Annotated in this window: 18 protein-coding genes; 6 read left to right on the top strand and 12 right to left on the bottom strand. The window is 38.7% G+C overall.

Annotation, left to right across the window (positions count from 1 at the left end; genetic code table 11):
• Window positions 1-90: 90 nt before the first annotated feature.
• Window positions 91-363, bottom strand: coding sequence for an HU family DNA-binding protein (locus LVD51_RS09275; RefSeq protein ID WP_236970946.1), 273 nt, complete (start codon window positions 361-363; stop codon window positions 91-93).
• 532 nt (window positions 364-895) lie between these two features.
• On the opposite strand from LVD51_RS09275, the gene rpsT reads away from it, so the two are divergent.
• Complete coding sequence (rpsT, locus tag LVD51_RS09270) at window positions 896-1147, top strand: 30S ribosomal protein S20 (RefSeq protein ID WP_236970945.1); 252 nt, start codon at window positions 896-898, stop codon at window positions 1145-1147.
• Window positions 1148-1233: 86 nt separating this feature from the next.
• Here rpsT and LVD51_RS09265 read toward each other — a convergent pair whose 3' ends face one another.
• The 11 genes from LVD51_RS09265 to LVD51_RS09215 all read right to left on the bottom strand — a co-directional run bounded on the left by LVD51_RS09265 (window position 1234) and on the right by LVD51_RS09215 (window position 12222).
• On the bottom strand, window positions 1234-3351 hold the full coding sequence (locus tag LVD51_RS09265; RefSeq protein ID WP_236970944.1) for an elongation factor G: 2118 nt from the start codon (window positions 3349-3351) through the stop codon (window positions 1234-1236).
• A gap of 275 nt (window positions 3352-3626) precedes the next feature.
• A complete protein-coding gene (locus LVD51_RS09260) occupies window positions 3627-4178 on the bottom strand; it encodes a D-glycero-alpha-D-manno-heptose-1,7-bisphosphate 7-phosphatase (protein WP_236970943.1) in 552 nt (183 codons plus the stop codon).
• Entirely contained in the window at window positions 4165-4752 is a 588-nt protein-coding gene (locus LVD51_RS09255) for a D-sedoheptulose-7-phosphate isomerase (RefSeq protein ID WP_236970942.1), read from the bottom strand. Before LVD51_RS09255 ends, LVD51_RS09260 begins: the two co-directional genes overlap by 14 nt.
• A 7-nt stretch (window positions 4753-4759) precedes the next feature.
• On the bottom strand, window positions 4760-5797 hold the full coding sequence (locus tag LVD51_RS09250; protein ID WP_394803166.1) for a glycosyltransferase family 2 protein: 1038 nt from the start codon (window positions 5795-5797) through the stop codon (window positions 4760-4762).
• 23 nt (window positions 5798-5820) lie between these two features.
• Window positions 5821-6333, bottom strand: a complete 513-nt coding sequence (locus LVD51_RS09245; protein WP_236970940.1) for a DUF4199 domain-containing protein — start codon at window positions 6331-6333, stop codon at window positions 5821-5823.
• Window positions 6334-6358: 25 nt separating this feature from the next.
• Entirely contained in the window at window positions 6359-7615 is a 1257-nt protein-coding gene (locus tag LVD51_RS09240; protein ID WP_236970939.1) for a dihydroorotase, read from the bottom strand.
• 8 nt (window positions 7616-7623) lie between these two features.
• The gene (locus LVD51_RS09235; RefSeq protein WP_236970938.1) at window positions 7624-9645 is read right to left on the bottom strand and encodes a BatA domain-containing protein; all 2022 of its coding nucleotides are present in this window, start codon (window positions 9643-9645) and stop codon (window positions 7624-7626) included.
• Window positions 9646-10194, bottom strand: a complete 549-nt coding sequence (gene hemJ, locus LVD51_RS09230) for a protoporphyrinogen oxidase HemJ (RefSeq protein ID WP_236970937.1) — start codon at window positions 10192-10194, stop codon at window positions 9646-9648.
• A 1-nt stretch (window position 10195) separates the two neighbouring features.
• Window positions 10196-10861, bottom strand: coding sequence for a DUF4159 domain-containing protein (locus LVD51_RS09225; protein WP_236970936.1), 666 nt, complete (start codon window positions 10859-10861; stop codon window positions 10196-10198).
• A gap of 3 nt (window positions 10862-10864) precedes the next feature.
• A complete protein-coding gene (locus LVD51_RS09220; protein WP_236970935.1) occupies window positions 10865-11578 on the bottom strand; it encodes an RsmE family RNA methyltransferase in 714 nt (237 codons plus the stop codon).
• 11 nt (window positions 11579-11589) lie between these two features.
• Window positions 11590-12222 carry a YiiX/YebB-like N1pC/P60 family cysteine hydrolase gene (locus LVD51_RS09215; protein ID WP_236970934.1) on the bottom strand — a complete coding sequence of 211 codons (633 nt, stop codon included), beginning with the start codon at window positions 12220-12222 and terminating at the stop codon, window positions 11590-11592.
• Between the two features lie 266 nt (window positions 12223-12488).
• Here LVD51_RS09215 and rseP point away from each other — a divergent pair, with 266 nt between their 5' ends.
• From rseP to queG, 5 genes are all read left to right on the top strand, one after another.
• Window positions 12489-13811: an RIP metalloprotease RseP gene (gene rseP, locus LVD51_RS09210; RefSeq protein ID WP_236970933.1), complete on the top strand. Its 1323-nt coding sequence runs from the start codon at window positions 12489-12491 to the stop codon at window positions 13809-13811.
• 57 nt (window positions 13812-13868) lie between these two features.
• Window positions 13869-15740: a T9SS type B sorting domain-containing protein gene (locus LVD51_RS09205; RefSeq protein ID WP_236970932.1), complete on the top strand. Its 1872-nt coding sequence runs from the start codon at window positions 13869-13871 to the stop codon at window positions 15738-15740.
• 379 nt (window positions 15741-16119) lie between these two features.
• Window positions 16120-16686 (top strand): DNA-3-methyladenine glycosylase I, encoded by a 567-nt coding sequence (locus tag LVD51_RS09200; protein WP_236970931.1) that lies wholly within the window; start codon window positions 16120-16122, stop codon window positions 16684-16686.
• A gap of 17 nt (window positions 16687-16703) precedes the next feature.
• Window positions 16704-17687: a YheT family hydrolase gene (locus tag LVD51_RS09195; RefSeq protein WP_236970930.1), complete on the top strand. Its 984-nt coding sequence runs from the start codon at window positions 16704-16706 to the stop codon at window positions 17685-17687.
• Window positions 17688-17705: 18 nt separating this feature from the next.
• Entirely contained in the window at window positions 17706-18629 is a 924-nt protein-coding gene (gene queG / locus LVD51_RS09190) for a tRNA epoxyqueuosine(34) reductase QueG (protein ID WP_236970929.1), read from the top strand.
• The last annotated feature ends 56 nt before the right edge of the window (window positions 18630-18685 follow it).

The following is an 18685-nucleotide window of genomic DNA, read 5'->3' as shown; positions in this document are numbered from 1 at the left end:
ATTTAATATTATAAACACAAGTATAAAAAAATGGGTAAATCAATTAAGAAATACCCATAATTATTTTAAATAAATATTATTGTACTAATATTAATTTACTGCGTCCGCCAAGTTTTTACCTGCTTTAAATTTAGCAACAGTTTTGGCTTCAATTTTAATTTCTTTCCCCGTCTGAGGATTTCTACCAGATCTTGCAGATCTTTCTGAAGTAGAAAAAGTTCCAAAACCAGGTAGAGTCACTTTTTCACCTTTTTTAAGTTCACTTGTGATAGCATCCATAGTGGCATCCAATGCTTTAGTAGCATCTGCCTTAGTCAAACCGGACAACTTTGCAATGCTGTCAATTAATTCTCCTTTGTTCATATTAAAATTTTTAAATAAAAAATAAAAATTTGCGCGTCAAATTTAGCTGGAAGAAATTTAATTACCCAAATAATTTAGGCAAAATTATTAAAAAAACTCCCATTCCGCTTACTTTTCACGCTATAAAACGCCAAAATTGGCTATTATTATGTAAAACCTACTAAATTTTAACTAAAATAATACTATTCTTATCAAAATACCGAAATGTGTTCGTGCTTTCTTTGGGAAAATCTTAATGATTAACTATCCTAATTTGTGGACGGTTAGATATGTAGACTGCTTTATAATAAACAAAAGTACAGCTTTTTATTGTAAAAATTACCTTATATTTGTTAACGTAAATAGATTGCCAGGCAAAGAACTGAACAAGGTTATTTCATCATTTCTAAATCTTAAAAAATGAGATTAGAAAAAAAATATCAGAAATACTTGAATATTTGAAAGTAATACGTATCTTCGCCCTCCAATTTATTGATACTCAGATTGAGTTATTCAATTTAGAACAACATTAGTAAAAACATATTGTTATATTATGGCAAACCATAAATCAGCAAAAAAAAGAGTAAAAAGTTCCGCAAAGAAGCGTGTATTGAACAGATATTATAAAAAATCTTCAAGAACTGCTATTAAGAACTTAAGAGATTTGACAGACAAGGAAGAAGCTGAAAAGTTTTTACCTAAGATTGTCAGTATGATTGACAAATTGGCCAAAAACAACCGAATTCACAAGAATAAGGCTGCCAATTTAAAATCTAAATTGATGAAACATGTAGCTGGTTTGTAACCAAACCAACACTCTATAAAAAGAGAAGAGTCATTTCGTGCAAGCGGAATGGCTTTTTTGTTTTACAATACCATATCCTTATATTTCTAACCTCCTACACTTAGATCTTGCATTAGGGTTTGTTGAATATCATAAGGTACATCAAAATAGCCCTTCATCTCACTGGCAAATTTCGCCTTTCCCTGAGACAAAGAACGCAGGGCATTGGAATAATCCGCCAATTCAGATAAAGGAATATTAGCCTTGACCTTTTGATAATGGCCTTCGGCATCCATGCCAGTAATAACCGCCCTTCTGGTTTGCAAATCTCCAATAATTTCTCCCATTATATCACTTTGACACAGTACTTCTAATTCCATTATAGGTTCCAAAATTTTGGGCTTGGCCCTTATCATGCCCTGTTTAAAAGCCTGAGCTGAAGCCAACTGAAATGCCATATCATTGGAATCTACGGTATGCATCTTACCATCCATCACCGATACTTGAATATCTATACACTTGGACCCTATTAACGGTCCCATCTCCATCCGCTGTACGATGCCCTTCTTAATGGCATTGGAAAACCTACTGTCGATATTCCCCCCAACAATACACCAAAGGTATCTCAGTCTTCCTCCCCAAGGCAAGTCTACTATTTCCTCCTGCCTTACATTTAGATCATGAGGCATAGCCATATCCGGATACAAGGGCTCTATCCTCATCTCTACCTCAGCAAATTGACCTGACCCTCCACTCTGTTTTTTGTGTCGATATCGTTCTTCCACAGCCATGGATATGGTTTCACGATAGGCTATTCGCGGAGTTTCCAACACGAGATTGACGCCAAAGGACTTCTCTAACCGATATTTAATGATATCTAAATGAAGCTGTCCCTGTCCATGTAGTATGGTTTGATTCAATTCTACGGATTGTTCTACCACCAAGGTGGGATCTTCCTCTTGAATAATGTGCAATGCCTTGGCTATCCTGTCCAATTCCGCTTCAGAATCTTGTGCAATAGCCATACTGTAACGCGGCGGGGGAAATTGAATGCCTCGTATTTTCACTTCCTTGGCCTCCTTGTGCAGGGTATTGTTGGTATGACTGTTCTTCAGTTTAGTAGTTACTCCAATATCTCCGGCAATCAGTCTAGCTACTTCTGTTCTCTCCTTACCATTGGCCACATAAATATGACTAAATCCTTCAGTAGAATTTTGTTGGACATTGAAAAGTTGATCACCTCGGCTCAACACCCCAGAATATACCTTAAAATAGGAAACATTGCCCACATTGGGCTCTGAAATGGTTTTGTAAATCAAGATTGAGGTATCTTTATCTGGCGAGCACTCGAGATGAGATCCATCAGACAATTTCTCCCATGGCCTTTCAGGTGGCGCTGGCGCTATATCATTGATAAAACCCATGATGCGTCCACTCCCCATATTATAGGACGAACTTGCCACAAATACGGGATAAAAGTCCCCCATTGACAAGGCTATATTTAGACCTTTGCGCAATTCTTCTTCTGACAACTTCCCTTTTTCAAAGTAACGCTCCATTAAACCTTCGTCGTTCTCCGCCGCTATTTCAACCAAGGTGTTATGCCAGGATTTGGCTTTCTGAATTTCACTTTCGGGAATGTCGACTTTCTGAGGTCTTCCTCCTTCTGGAGGAAATACATACATCACCATTTGCAATGCATCGACAATGGAATGAAAGTTAGGCCCAGATTCCAATGCGTATTGCAATGGTTGCACCTTACTACCATAGCGATCCTTTAACTGAGATAGAGCAGTTTCGAAATCCGCCCTCCCATCGTCCATATGATTGATTACAAAGGCCAGTGGAGTATTGAAACCATTTACATATTCCATGATCAATTCTGTTCCCACTTCGACACCATATCGCGCATTGACCATCATAAGTCCAAAATCGGCCACCCTTAATCCAGACAAAACTTCTCCGATTAAATCATCGGCACCCGGAGTATCGATAATATTGATTTTACTGTTTTTCCAGAAAATGTGCATGGTAGAAGTAAAAATGGAATATTTTTTATCTCGCTCGATAAAGGTATAATCTGATACCGTATTCTCTTGACCAACACTGCCCAAGCGATTGATTGATTCTGCCTCTAAAAGCATGTTTTCTACAAAACTGGTTTTGCCACTACCAGCATGACCGAGCAATACCACGTTTCTGATGTCTTTTGATGTAATGTCCATGGAAGTATATTTTAGCGTAACAGGATAGATTTCGCAAGCCTATTAAGTGCAACCACCATTATTCACCATCTTTCACACAACTTTCAATACGACTCTTCATCCGCTTCCCCGAATACCTAAGCTTTCCATACAACATCAATCAACTAGAGATACTATCCACTTTTTGTTTGCACTTACACAATGAATATAAGTAATAATATGGAATAAACCCTAAGAACCCCCATAATAATTTTGAGCATTTCTGCAAAGAAAGAAGACTGAAAAATTAAAAAAAACTAGAAAGAGAGAACTTCTAATAGATCCGGCAAACTATGTAAATCATAGTCGATCAATTGGTCTTGACCTTTATAACCCAACTTTTCACCGACAAATATGGTTTTCATATTCAATCTACTACCAAAATCCATATCGGAAATGCTGTCCCCAACCATGATGGATTTATGAAAAACAATATCGGGAAAATCCTCTTGAGCCAATTCCGCCATAAGGGTTTTGGGCTTTCTAAAATTATGCCTAGAGGTACTCAAGTCGGGACAATAATAAACTCCATCTATTCTGCCCCCAGCATCCTTAATCGCCGAACGCATTTTGCGATGTATTTCATCCAAATCAGTATCCGTCATTAGCCCCTTGCCTATCCCCTGTTGATTGGTTACGACTACTATTTTATTAAACAGATTGGATAAATGGGCTAGAGTAGGAAGAACTCCTTCAATAAATTCAAAATCGACCCAGTCTTTAATGTATGTCCCTGGAATTCGACGATTAATAACCCCATCTCTATCCAAAAAAAGTGACCACGAAGTATCGATATTAATCTTGTCCAATACCAAATATTTTTTGTTCGACGAGTTCACATAATATATGACCTATCATTATATGGCATTCTTGAATCCTAGCTGTATCCGTAGAGGGCACTTTTATAGCGACATCGGTTATTTCAGCCAATCCACCTCCCGACTTCCCCGTAAGTGCAATCGTCCACAAACCTTGATTTTTGGCTTCAATGGCAGCTTTGATAATATTCTTGGACTGTCCCGATGTAGAAATACACACCAATATATCGCCTCGATTCCCCATGGCTTTGATCATCCTAGCATATACGTGATCAAATGAATAATCATTGGCAACTGCTGTTAAATAAGAAGAGTTTACATGAAGGGCTTCTGCAAATAAGGGATCTCTATCCAATAAAAATCGTCCCGAGAGTTCTGCTGCGATATGCTGGGCATCGGCTGCACTTCCTCCATTGCCGCAAAAAAGCATTTTCCCCTTGGTCTGAAAGGTATTAATGGATTTCTCAACCACCAATTCCAATGAAGTCAAGAACTCACTATCGGACAACAGCAATTGTTTTACCGCTATCGATTCTTGAATTCGACTCAAAATGAGGTTCTTCATTTATCTATTATTTACTAGAATATTTTTCTTTTTGCAATACTTTATCAGAATGGGGCAACCAAATACGAGATTTGGGTAATTCTTCATTGGAGTAACCAATTATTTCGTCGAGTTGATAGGTATTTCTTCCTGAGGCATTGCGCGTTATCAGTTCACCGATAAATCCAGATAAAAACAACTGTGTCCCAATAATCATACTTATCAAAGCAATGAAAAACAATGGATTATTGGCAATAAGTGGAGCTGGAATCCCTTGTTTGAGCATAACCCATTTACTGATACCAATATAAAGGGCTGCTAAAAAACCAATAAAAAAAATAAATGTACCTAGGAGACCAAAAAAATGCATGGGCCGCTTCCCAAATTTGCCCATAAAATAGATGGATAATAAATCTAGGAATCCATTGACAAATCGAGACATACCAAATTTAGATGTTCCGTACTTTCTAGCTTGATGCTGTACCACTTTTTCACCGATCTTCCTAAAACCAGCCCATTTGGCAATGATAGGAATATAGCGATGCATTTCACCGTACACTTCGATAGAGTGAACGACCTTTGATCTATAAGCTTTTAATCCACAATTAAAATCATGTAAATAGATACCAGATATCTTGCGAGCCGCCCAATTAAAGAGCTTGGAAGGCAAATTTTTTGTCAGTTTATTGTCATATCTCTTTCTTTTCCATCCAGATATCAAATCATATCCCTCATCCACTATCATGTGATACATATCGGGGATTTCTTCGGGACTGTCTTGAAGATCGGCATCCATAGTGACGACTACACGGCCTTTGGTCTGATGAAAAGCAGTATTGAGGGCAGCAGATTTACCATAGTTGCGACGGAACTGAATGGCTTTCACATTGGGGTTTTTGACGTGAAGATCCTGGATCACTTCCCAAGATCTATCTGTACTCCCGTCGTCTACAAATACGATTTCGTAGCTGTATTCATTGGCTTCCATTACCCTGACTATCCAAGACTCCAATTCAGGCAAAGACTCCTCTTCATTCAAAAGTGGGATGACTATGGATAGGTCCAATTGATTATTTATACCTTCCTTCATTAGGATCGAGTTCTATAGATGAGGGACAATAACAATGCGACCAAGGCACCTGGAACAATCAGACTAAGGGCATAGCCGGTAAAGGCTTCCATTAAAGTAGGTCGAAAAGTATTCTCCTGGATTGTTTCTATCATGGTTTCCATCTGTTCTTCACTCATAAAGTTGTTCATCAATCCACTATCGAATATTTCCAACGCTCTTTCTTTAGCCATATCCCCTAAAGCGGGATCGATATAGTTGTACAACAAAAAGTTGAAAAACAAATAGATAGCATTTCCGATGATAAAGGGTACTAATGCCGTTTTAAACACTTCAGAAAATGGAAAATATTCTCGTTGCTTTTTTTCTTCCCTCACCGCAAAAAACATGGCAAATATCAATACCAAGGTCGGGAAATAACTCATACTCGGTGTTACCAAAAGCTGGTTGTTGATAAAGTCTATAACCAACATTATCAACGCCACCGCTACACCGGCCATCACCCCTAATAAAACTGTTCTTTTTGAATTCATGACTAATTATTCTTTTCTCTAATTCTTAAAACAATAAATACTGATCTCCCCTAAAAACGCCATTAACATTACCCTTCCATTTTTGATTGAGGAAAGGAGAATTGATGGACTTAGAAGGAAAATCTTTGGGGCTATATGAAGTTTCTTTTTCAAGATCTAGCCACACATAATCCACTTCACTACCGACCTGAATCTCTACCGATTCCAAACCGAGCATTCTTCGAGGACCATTGCTGAGTAATCCCACCAAATCCTCTAGACTTAAAAATTTCTGGAGTTTATCAAATAATACAGGAAACACAAAGGGCAATGTAGCCACACCGGGTTCTGCATGTCCAAATTCTACCGTCTTCAAATCTTTTTCCAAAGGCATATGACCGGACACAATCGCATCGATGATGCCATTTTTTAAAGATTTGACTAAGGTTTTGCGATCAGATTCCGAACGCAGAGGTGGATTCAACAAATAATGAGTATCAAAGGTCTCTACCGATGTATCATTTTCAATTAAATTCATCAAGGCTACCGAAGCATAGACACTCAGATTTTTTTTCTTAGCCTCATTTATTAAACTCGTACCAAAACCAGTAGATATATTATGGGCGATCAGTCTAGAATCTGTATATTCTAGAAGATCTAAATCTCTTTTGAGCATAGATATCTCAGCTAATGCAGGAATCCCTTTTAGTCCCATCTTGGTACTCACTACACTTTCGTGAACCACTCCCTCTGGTTCGATTCCATAATCATAGGGCTGGTTAATCACGATACCGTCAAAGGCCTTGACGTATTCCAGTGCTCGTTTCATTAATCCCGTATCTTGGATGGACAACATGCCATCGGTAAAAGCCGATACCCCATTTCGGTGCATATCGTATATATCGGCAAGATCCATTCCCTTAAGACCTTGACTAATGGCTCCTAAAGCATGTAATTGAACCACATCTTCATGGTTCTCTATAAACTGTACTGCCGCCTTATTATCGGTTACAGGATCTAAGTTGGGCAATATATATACATGAGTATAACCTCCTTTACTGGCAGCCTTTACCAAACTTGAACGAGTCTCTCGATGTTCAAATCCGGGCTCACCACCAAAACAACCTATATCTACAAATCCCGGAGCCAGTACTCCGCCAGAAACTATCTTAGTTCGCGGCGCTTCTTCGATATTGGAATCAATGGCCTTAACCTTTCCATATTCCAATAATACGTCCAATACTTTCCCGTGCAATTCTGAGCCTGGAAAACACAACTCAACATTTTGAAAGAGAACACGCATGTGTAGGATTAATTTTTAATAAATCGCAATAGTAGACTTTCGACTACTAAAAATATCAAGGCAAATATAAGACACCATTTCCATAAAACTTTACCATGATAGGATTCTTCAACAAATTGAGACAAGTTATTGGATTGTTCTGTACTCAACCATCGGACATTCCCCGTAATTTTTTCTTGCAAATCCTCAATATTCCAGGTGGATATATCACTCTCTACCCTAGAATAATTCATAGCAAAAGATGCTATATCATCTTGATTTTGTGACAATTGATACAAACCATCTTCTTTGATTTGATCGTAGATATTCAATTCCAACAAATCACCGACCTGTCGAAAGCCCGGAATAAAACTGACCTCATCACCTGATACCAATAATTCACCTTCTTCATATTGATTTTCCGTGGCCACTACAATGGTTTCATCCTCTCCTATTGTATATGACTGCTGGCGAGACCGTCCTTTTGACAGAGCCATTCGATAAACCATAGGGACAAATACGTCGGCATGGCTGCCCAAATTGCTATATTGTGAAGTTAAGGGAGTGGTGGACAGATAGAGATATCCATTGCCCTTAGCCACCTTGAGGATAAGATTTTCCCCGTTGCGCAAAGTCATTAATGAATTCACCGGATGATTGGACCGATGACGAATTCCATAATACCCCTGTACTTTAGGCAAATTAATATTTTCATCTTCTTTATCAAAAACATCGTTGAAAACAAAATCTTGAAAATTCAAGGATTGCGCTTCCATTTCCATGTCTTTCCACGGTTCAAAAGACAATTCTGCCACACTATTTAAAAATTCATTATAAGAATTCAAATCCAAGTTCCTGGGCGGAAACAGTAATACATTTCCTCCCTGTTCTATATAATTACTTAAATTGGACGTCAAACCCGAATGTATGGCCGGTAGGTGATCCAATACCAATAAATCCTTGTTTGAAAAATCAGAATAGACAATTCTATTAAGATTCACTTCGGTTTTTTCCACCGTGGCGTTGTTCCTCAATATTCTGTCCATATACTCGTGAACATTGTCCTCGTAGATATCCAATATTTTAAGCTGAGGTCTATTATTTAAACTCAAGTAATAGCGGTTGTCGAAGTCTATGGGGTGGTCGGTAATTTCAAGGACTATTTTGTCCAGTGAAGTACGTGACAAATTGATTTGTAAGGTATCGATAACGGATTTCCCCTCTTCGATAAATACTGCTCCCAATGGTTTTATGTTTTCACCATCTTTAAGCACAATCTTCACATCTTGGTCTTCAGTCCCGTAATTCGAAATTTTGACGTAGAGTTGATTTTCTACATTGGCTTCGGGTACCGGAGAAGCAAACCAACAACTATCGATGGACACATTTTTGTTGACCACACTTCTTATCGGTAGAGGTAAAATTTGCAGCGAAGTATCTATAGATAATGGATTTTGAAGGCCATTCTTTTGAAAATCTGATATCCAATAGGAAAGCGACTGTCCGCCGTGGTCCTTCAATGATCGTTCAACGTATTGAGCTATTCTGTCTAGCTGCATTGGTCGGCCGCTATAATCAATCTCATCCAATTTTTGTAGGGCTAAATCTCTCGATAATAGTCGTTGATCGCCGGGCAATAAATCATTGGTCAAAATTTGAAAGGAAGTGCTTTCGCTATAGGCATTTAAAATTTCTTTGGCTTTATTTATCGCGACCTGAAGCAAGGGAGTTTCACTACTAAGTGCTCCCATACTAAAGGAATTGTCAATAAAGATCGATATATAATCACTGTCGGTATTACTATCCTCTTCATCCGTCATAAAGGGTTGAGCAAACGCCAACACCAAAAATGTAATAAAAAATATCCGAGCCAATAAGACCAAAATATTTTTAAGTCGAGATCGACTCTTTTTTTCTTCTTTTAGATTTTTTAAAAATCCAACATTTGAAAAATATTCAGTCTTATACCTTTGAAAATAAAACAAGTGAATGATGATCGGTATGATGATCGATGCTAGTGCCACTAAAAACAAAGGAAAAACAAATTGCATTTATTTACTTTTTAATTTTCTTTCTCGACTTTTCTTATACCATTTAGCCGCAATAAAAATAATTAGTCCTAACAGGATAAAACCCAAAATACCATATATAGCATTAAATCCATTTTTCATCACCGCTAAAAAAACGATGGCCACCAAAAGCAGGGTGGCGATTTCGTTAAACAATCGAAATCTAAAAGATTTCCAATGATCTGACTGTGAAGATATTTGCCTAATAATCTTGCCACAATACCAGTGATAAATCAATAAGCAAAATACCAAAACAAGTTTGGCTTGCATCCAATTAGCGGCCAACAATTCGGAGTGCAGAACCAACATACCTCCACCTGCGACCACAGTAATAATCATAGCTGGGGTGGTAATAATCTTAAAAAGACGTTCCATCATTATCAAATACTGTGGCTGTAGAACATCCTGCTCCGCAGGAGATTTGTCTTTGGTCTCAGCGTAATATACAAATAGGCGAACCAGATAAAACAGGCCGGCAAACCAACTGACTACACCAATAATATGTAAGGATTTAAATACTAAATAATTCATATTATTGCTTGGTTTCTCCTACAAAGGCGTAGTAAAGAATATTGGCTCCCATTTTCAATGCGGCCAACCGTGCCTCAGGACTATCATTGTGCACAGATTCATCCTCCCAACCGTCCCCTAAGTCCGTCTCATAAGTATAAAAACATATCAGCCTACCTTCGTAAAACAGTCCGAATCCTTGGGCTGGCTGATTGTCGTGTTCATGTATTTTTGGCAATCCATCCGCAAATGGAAAGGCAGCGTGATACAAGGGATGAGAAATCGGTAATTCCACAAAGTCCAATTCGGGAAATACTTGTTTCATGGCCACTCTTACGTATGGATCCATACCGTAGTTGTCGTCAATGTGCAAAAATCCACCTCCGATAAGGTATTTCCGCAAATTCTCTGCTTCAGCATTCGAAAACACCACATTGCCATGTCCAGTCATATGAACAAATGGCAGGTTAAACAAATCTGGACTCCCAACTTCTACCGTCTGATAATCGTCATCGATATTGGTGTTGATATTCCGATTACAAAATCGGATAAGGTTGGGCAGAGCGGTTGGATTAGCATACCAATCTCCACCGCCATTATATTTTAACAAGCCTATTTTTAGGGGTTGGCTATGGCCGGTTAGTTGACTACAAAACAAGACACATAAGGTTAAAAAAAATGTTTTCATATACTATACTTTCAAATTATGGGCTGTTTTCAATATCTGAACACACATCATACCTGCTGTTTCAGCTCTCAATCTAGTATTTCCCAAACTTACAAATTGCCAGCCATTATTGACAGCCAGCTTCAGTTCTTCTTCATGGAAATCACCCTCAGGTCCTATTATAACGCAAACCTTGGGACTTCCACTATACCGAGTCTCTAAAAGTACATTATTATTTCTTTCTGGTGCATAGGCTATATACTTTTCCTCGAATAGGTCTGAATATTCTTCAATAAAAGAGGCAAAAGGTTTAACCTCATGCAATGTTGGCAAATAGGGATTCATCGATTGCTGGGCGGCGGCGATTAAAATTTTATTTGTTCGCTCTTTTCGAAAACTCTGTTTAATAGAATGTCTACACTGGAGGGGGTGTATGGCTGAGACGCCCAATTCAGTAGCTTTTTCAACAAAATTTTCCAAACGAGCTTCTTTCTTCAAAATGGCCATAGCCACGTGAATCTCTAAAGATGGCTCTTCGGTCATGGATTGAATAATTCTTGCAGTGATTTTTTGTCTGGACAATGCCGTTATTTCAACATCATATATAGAGCCCTGGCCATCGGTAGCTTTCATTTGGTGACCTACCTGCATTCGAAAACTCTTAGAAATATGTTGAACTACATCACCTTCAAACTCCAATATATCGCCTTCTTTCTTTGTCGCTAGAAACAATGACATTTTATCTTATTTTAGTTATTAGGCAACTCTCCTAATTCAATCAATTTTGTACTACTTGCCATCCCATTGGGATTACATCCGGGAAGTCCTTCCGGTATATCAATCTTTAATTTCCTATAATGTTCAATCCAAGCCTTGGGGAAATTTCCCGAAGCGGGATCTTTAAATGTCATAGGCTCTAAATCGAATATTTCAGCTGATTCGAAGAGAAGGTATATCAATTCCGAACAATAAATCCCCTCATCTTCTATAATATAGGTGAAATTGTAGGGCTGACCTAGATAGGTATCGGCCAATTCAATAGCCGATTGAATGGAATTTTGATATTCATCCATCAAGCGATAGGCATATACTCTGGCCACCTGGCCCTCTTTTACTTCAAAAAAATCAGATAATTCTTCCTTTACAACACCGGACTCGGGTTCGGAATGAATGACTAGTATTCGACCATTTTCTACCGTCACCAGTCCCATATGGGAATAATGGCGATGTGTATCGATTTGGGTTACCCGATTTATGGCCTCGGACAATGCCGATGAAGTATTTTCTCTAAAGAGAATATCTCCAGATTGCAAGTCAAATTCCTGCCCCTGAATCATATAATTCATCAACAAAAACAGTCCAATAAATAAACTTCGAATCATTTCAGGTGAATTGTAGTGAAGGACAAATGTAGGAAAATAATATCACTAGACATCCAATTGTCCCATTGGTGAAACCACTAATGACAGAAAGTCAAAAGGAGGCAGAAAGTTCTCTGGTCAATGCCTAATTCTATCGATAAAAAACTCCATTTAATACAAAATTGGTCATTAGTTAATGAAATATCAGTAACTTTGCAGTTTAAAATCTGTATTGGGTATCAATGCATAAGGAAAATAGCTATAATTAAAAAAATAATATGGGAGTAATGATCGCGCAATTCGCGCTCAGTCTATCGCTTTTAATCATATTGCACGAATTGGGTCACTTTTTGCCAGCGAAATGGTTTAAAACCAGAGTTGAAAAATTCTATTTGTTTTTCGATCCTTGGTTTTCTATTTTTAAGAAGAAAATTGGGGGGACCGAATATGGGATTGGTTGGTTACCATTGGGTGGATATGTAAAAATCTCTGGTATGGTTGATGAAAGTCTAGATACCGAGAGTCTAAAAGAACCGCCTCAGCCTTGGGAATTTCGATCAAAACCCACTTGGCAACGACTCATTATTATGTTGGGTGGTGTGACGGTCAACTTCATTTTAGGATTCCTAATATTTGGTCTAATGCTATGGCAGTACGGTTCTGAATATTTGCCGACAAGTGAGTTGAAATACGGTCTTCAGGTAGATAGTATAGGGATGGAAATGGGATTGCAAAATGGAGACAATATTATAGCAATAGGAGACAAGGAATTTGACAAATTTAATCCTGGAATTATTCGTTCTGAGATTGCCATCAATAATGCCTCTTCACTAAAAATATTGAGAAATGGGGAGGAGACTATCTTGCCCATCGATCCCAAATTTACAACCATTTTAACCAGTTACGACTACAAGGACGCCTATATAGTAGCGCCGAGATTCCCCGTAAAGATTGGAAAGGTAATTGAAGGATCTAATGCTGAAAAAGCAGGATTGAAGGTCGACGATGAAATTTTGGCCATCAACGGAGAGGAAACAGAGTTTTTCGATTCTTTTGCGAAAATCATTCGAAATCACAAAGACTCCAAAATTGATTTAACGGTTAGACGCGACAATGCTACTCAAACCATCACCGCTCAAGTAACTCCAGAAGGAACTGTAGGCTTTCAAAATTATGGATTGGACTACTTTTACAATTTCCAAACCGAAGAATATAGTTTGGGCCAGGCCCTACCTATGGGCGTAGTTCAAGGTTGGGATTTTCTTATGACCCAAGTCAAAGCATTTGGCCAAATGTTCCGAGGCAATATCAAAGCTTCTGATAGTTTGGGGGGGTTTGCCACGATATCAAAATTGTTCCCAAATGCATGGGATTGGCAAATTTTTTGGAGAAATACTGCCATTCTATCTCTTATTCTTGGATTTATGAACTTACTACCCATTCCAGCATTGGATGGTGGTCATGTAATGTTCCTACTCTTTGAGATGGTTACAGGGAGAAAGCCTAGTGACAAGGTGATGGAATACGCCACCATTGTGGGCTTTGTATTGGTATTGGGATTGGTATTATATGCCAATGGATTAGATGTTTGGCGCTGGTTAAAAGGATAAAGTATCGTTTTATAAAAAATATTCAGTATTTTTCACAGGAATATTTAAAATCATCCTGTGAAACCAAACATCGCCCTATTCTCAATGGTAATATTTACATTGCTGGATTGGACTATGGTATCTGCACAACAATTGTGCAATGGGACTTTGGGTGAGAATATTTTTATTGGTGGTGATTTTGGCAGTGGTCGAGAAAATATTATCCAGATCGATCCTCGCATTGCTCCGGGTTACAATTACACTACTTCCACTCCACCCCCTGACGGATCCTATACCATCACCAACAATATGGCCAATTGGATTAACAATTACGGTACATGGATCGCTATTCCAGACAACAGTGCCGATCCATATGGCTATATGATGATAGTCAATGCATCCTATACTCCCGGAATATTTTATGAAGAAACCATCGATGGCTTATGCGAAAACACCATTTATGAATTCTCCGCCGATATCATCAACATTGTAAAGCGGTCTGCGACTGGGCATTCACTGCCAGAATTAGAGTTTTTAATCAACGGGGAATTGCAATATTCAACAGGACCTATTGCCCAAGATGAAAAATGGAAGAAATACGGTTTCACTTTTGCCCTCAAGCCCGGGGAAAGTTCATTAAAACTAACCTTGGTGAATAAAGCTCCCGGGGGCACGGGAAATGATCTCGCCCTAGACAATATCACATTCAGACCTTGTGGAGGTTCTGCAAATATATCTGTGGATATTCCCTCGCCATACATCACTTGTGAAAACAGGACATCTCCGATCAACCTTTCGACAGATATCGATGATAGCGACTTGGTATTTCAATGGCAGTGGACCGAAGACCAAGGTCTGAATTGGAAGGATATCGGGAGCCTCAATCAAAAGATCCTAAACCACCAAAACAATCTTCCTGGAAAATACAAATACAGATTTATAACCTCTGGGTCTGAAGCAAACTTAGCCAACGAAAAATGTAGGACAGTTTCCGAACTACTTGAAATATCAGTCCATCCAGTATATTATACCCAGCTCGATACTTTTTGTGAAGGCAGTATTTACCCATTCAAAGATCAACTTATTAGCCAACCGGGGAATTATATAGACACCTTTACTTCAGGTGCAGGATGTGACTCCATTGTCCATCTCTCCTTGACCCAGGTTCCCCGTCGTTCGATTTCCAGTCAGTGGAATGCCATCGATCCCCTTTGTCACGACAGTTCAGATGGAAGTATCGTCATTCAGTCGGCCATGGGTGGATACCCTCCCTATAATTATTTTCTCAATCAACTCGAAGAGGATAACAATGGACGTTTTGAGGGATTAACATCAGGCAGCTATACGACTGAGATCATAGATCGATTTGGTTGCAGTCAACAAATAAACCACGACTTATCCCAACCCCTTGCCATGGAATTATACATTCCCCGTGATACGACGATTACTTTAGGGCAATCTCTACCTATTTATTTGAGGAGTAATTATGATTTGGGTGAAACCACATGGACTCCTGACATCTCTCCCATATGTAATCTATGTATTGACGACAGCATTGTCCCCACTGCCTCTACCACATTTACGGTTACCGCAGCCAATCACAATCAATGTGAAGTGACCAAGGAGTTTTCTGTAGAAATAGACAAAGACCATTTACCCATAAGCATTCCCAATGCATTTAGTCCCAACCGCGATGGCCATAATGATATATTCCACATAATTTCTGGACATCATCTCCTTCAAGGGCAAGTTGGCCTCAGTGTTTATGATCGTTGGGGCGATCAAATCTTTCATTCTCAAGTTCCGGTTTCAAATATAGACAGTGGAGGTTGGAATGGGAATATCGTAGATCAACCCGCGGATTCGGGAGTATATATATACAAGATTGAGCTAGAATTGATAGATGGCCAGGACTATATTCACACAGGGACAGTACAGTTGATTCGGTAGGGGCATTCATCTTATACGGAATACTTTTATAATTGATAAGCTCACCCACCTACGACACCGTGGACGTCTTCCTTCCCTTTTATTATCTTATTATTGAAAAATGTAATTTAATACTTATCAATTTAAATGCACTCTAGTCGCAGCACAGTGGCTAGCCCATCCGAACCCAGTGGTATCGGTTCCTTCACTACCCACGACACGGAGATCGTGGATCCTTCACCCGATGGACATTTAGTCGATTTGCCTATCGGCAACTTTATTCGGTTATCTCTACCCCAGCTTCCATACTTTCAAATATTTATTAAACTCCAATAGGAATAAACTAACTTTACTCCTTCTACCGGATAAAATATTTCATCCACCAAACATCTATTGTCCTATGAAAAACAGATGCCGATGGGCCCAAAAAAGTGAATTAGAAATCAAATATCACGATACCGAATGGGGTGTGCCCTTACACGACGATCAGTTATTATTTGAATTCCTAATCCTAGAAGGAGCTCAAGCTGGCCTGAGTTGGTCAACCATCCTTCAAAAAAGAGAGGCCTATAGATTGGCCTTTGACCATTTTGATCCTGTCCTTGTGGCCCAATACGATGAAGCAAAAATTAAATCCCTGATCCACAATACCGGTATTGTAAGAAATCGTTTAAAAATAAATGCTGCTGTGACCAATGCCCAAGCCTTCCTCAAGATCCAAAAAGAATACGGAAGTTTCGATCATTACATCTGGTCTTTTACCAATGGCACAACCATTCAGAACCACCGGCGTTCTATTACTGATGTACCAGCAACAAGTGTAGAATCTGAACAAATGAGTAAAGATTTGAAGAAAAAAGGGTTTAAATTTGTTGGACCAACGATATGTTATGCCTTGATGCAAGCAACTGGTATGGTTAATGATCACACCATCGATTGTTTTCGATATAGTGAATTACAAAACTAAAATTTTAAGATAATACAATGCCCATCCTTTCGAATAGCTATATACCCAAATACAATATTTTCCGTCACAACCACTTTTCTACCATTTACCCCAATTTGTTTAGAAAAGGTGAAATTCCCAAATATAGACGAGAAAGAATTACCACTCCTGATCAAGATTTTATCGACCTCGACATCGTCGACCAAGCCAGTCAAAAAGCCGCCATCATCTTGCACGGATTCGAAGGCAATTCCAAAAGACCCTATATGAAAGGTATGGTCAGTGCCTTGACCCAAGATCGTTGGAATTGCATAGCCATCAACTATAGGGGTTGTAGTGGTGAACCTAATAAGACAGAAAAAGCCTATCACGCAGGTGAATTAGAGGATTTATCCACTGTTTTACAACACGTGTTAAAGAAATATTCATTTACCGATATCATTCTGATTGGATTTAGTCTGGGAGGCAATATCGTACTCAACTATATAGGTAGACAACCACTAGACATTATCAAAGGTGGCATAGCCATATCAGCACCCATCGATATGGTAGGCTCACCAGGTCAGTTGGCTAAATGGAAAAACAGAGTATATCACAATCGCTTTATGCAAAATTTAAGGCAAAAAATGAAAGCCAAAAGAAAGATATACCCGGATTTGATGGACTACGACAAAGTATTGCGAGCCAAAGATTTAATAGAAATTGACGATCAATATACTGCACCAACCTATGGGTTTTCCGGTGCTGAAGAATATTACAACTCCGTGGGATCATTACCCTATCTGGAAAACATTAACATTCCCACCCTACTCATCAATGCGAGTAACGATAGCTTTCTATCGGACAATTGTTATCCCCATGATTTGGCCAGAGAAATGGATAAATTCTATTTACTCAATCCTCGATCTGGAGGCCATGTTGGATTTTGGCAGGCCAATAATACCTATTGGCATGAAGAACAATCAATGTACTTTATTCGCCAATATATAAGCAGTAATTGTCAGCAACCCTCTCTAATATAAAAGAGGAAAATTGAACATATGGATGTCAGCATAAGAACTCAAAAAATAAGAGAAAAAGCCTTGGACTTGGGCTTTTCTCTGGTTGGGTTTGTCCAGGCAGAACCATTGACTTATGAAAAAATTCGCTTACAAAATTGGTTGGATAAAGGCTACCATGGGGAAATGACTTACATGGAAAACTATTTTGACAAAAGGACTGATCCCACCCTCTTAGTTCCAGGTTGCAAGTCCATCATAGTTTTGGCTTATAACTATCACAATCCTCAAAAACAAATAGATCCAACCGCTCCTAAGATATCTCAATACGCCTATGGCAAAGATTATCACTATGTAGTCAAGGACAAACTCAAAATCTTAGAACAATATATTCATACTGAAATCCACCCCATTGAGGCAAGAGTATTTGTAGATTCTGCTCCAGTTATGGAAAGAGAATGGGCAAAAAAAGCGGGCATTGGTTGGATGGGTAAAAACACCCTCATCATCAATCCCAAAAAAGGATCCTACTTTTTTTTAGGCGAAATTCTACTCAATATTGATTTGGAATATGACCAAGCTATAGGCGATTATTGCGGCACTTGCACAAGGTGTATTGATGCATGCCCTACCGATGCGATTCAAGAACAGGGATATGAAATGGATGGCAGTCGATGTATATCCTACGCCACTATTGAATTAAAAGGAGAAATACCCAAACTATTTGAAGGGAAAATGGAAAATTGGGCCTTTGGATGTGATATTTGTCAAGATGTCTGTCCTTGGAATAGATTTGCACAAGCACACGGTGAACAAGCATTTCTGCCCTCTGAAGAAGTTCTCAATATGACTCAGGAAGATTGGAATGAATTAACAGAAACAGAGTTCAATAAACTGTTTAAAAAATCACCACTCAAAAGAACAAAATTCAAGGGAATAAAAAGGAATCTTGAATTTTTAAAGTGATTTCATCACAAAATTTATTGAACTCCGCCCAGATTATTAGTGCCTCACAGACACTC

Source organism: Membranihabitans marinus, from assembly GCF_021729155.1.
In the GTDB taxonomy this organism is placed as follows: Bacteria; Bacteroidota; Bacteroidia; order Chitinophagales; family Saprospiraceae; genus Membranihabitans; species Membranihabitans marinus.
The sequence above is the reverse complement of the archived record's forward strand: the minus strand, read 5'-3'. Positions and strand labels throughout refer to the sequence as shown.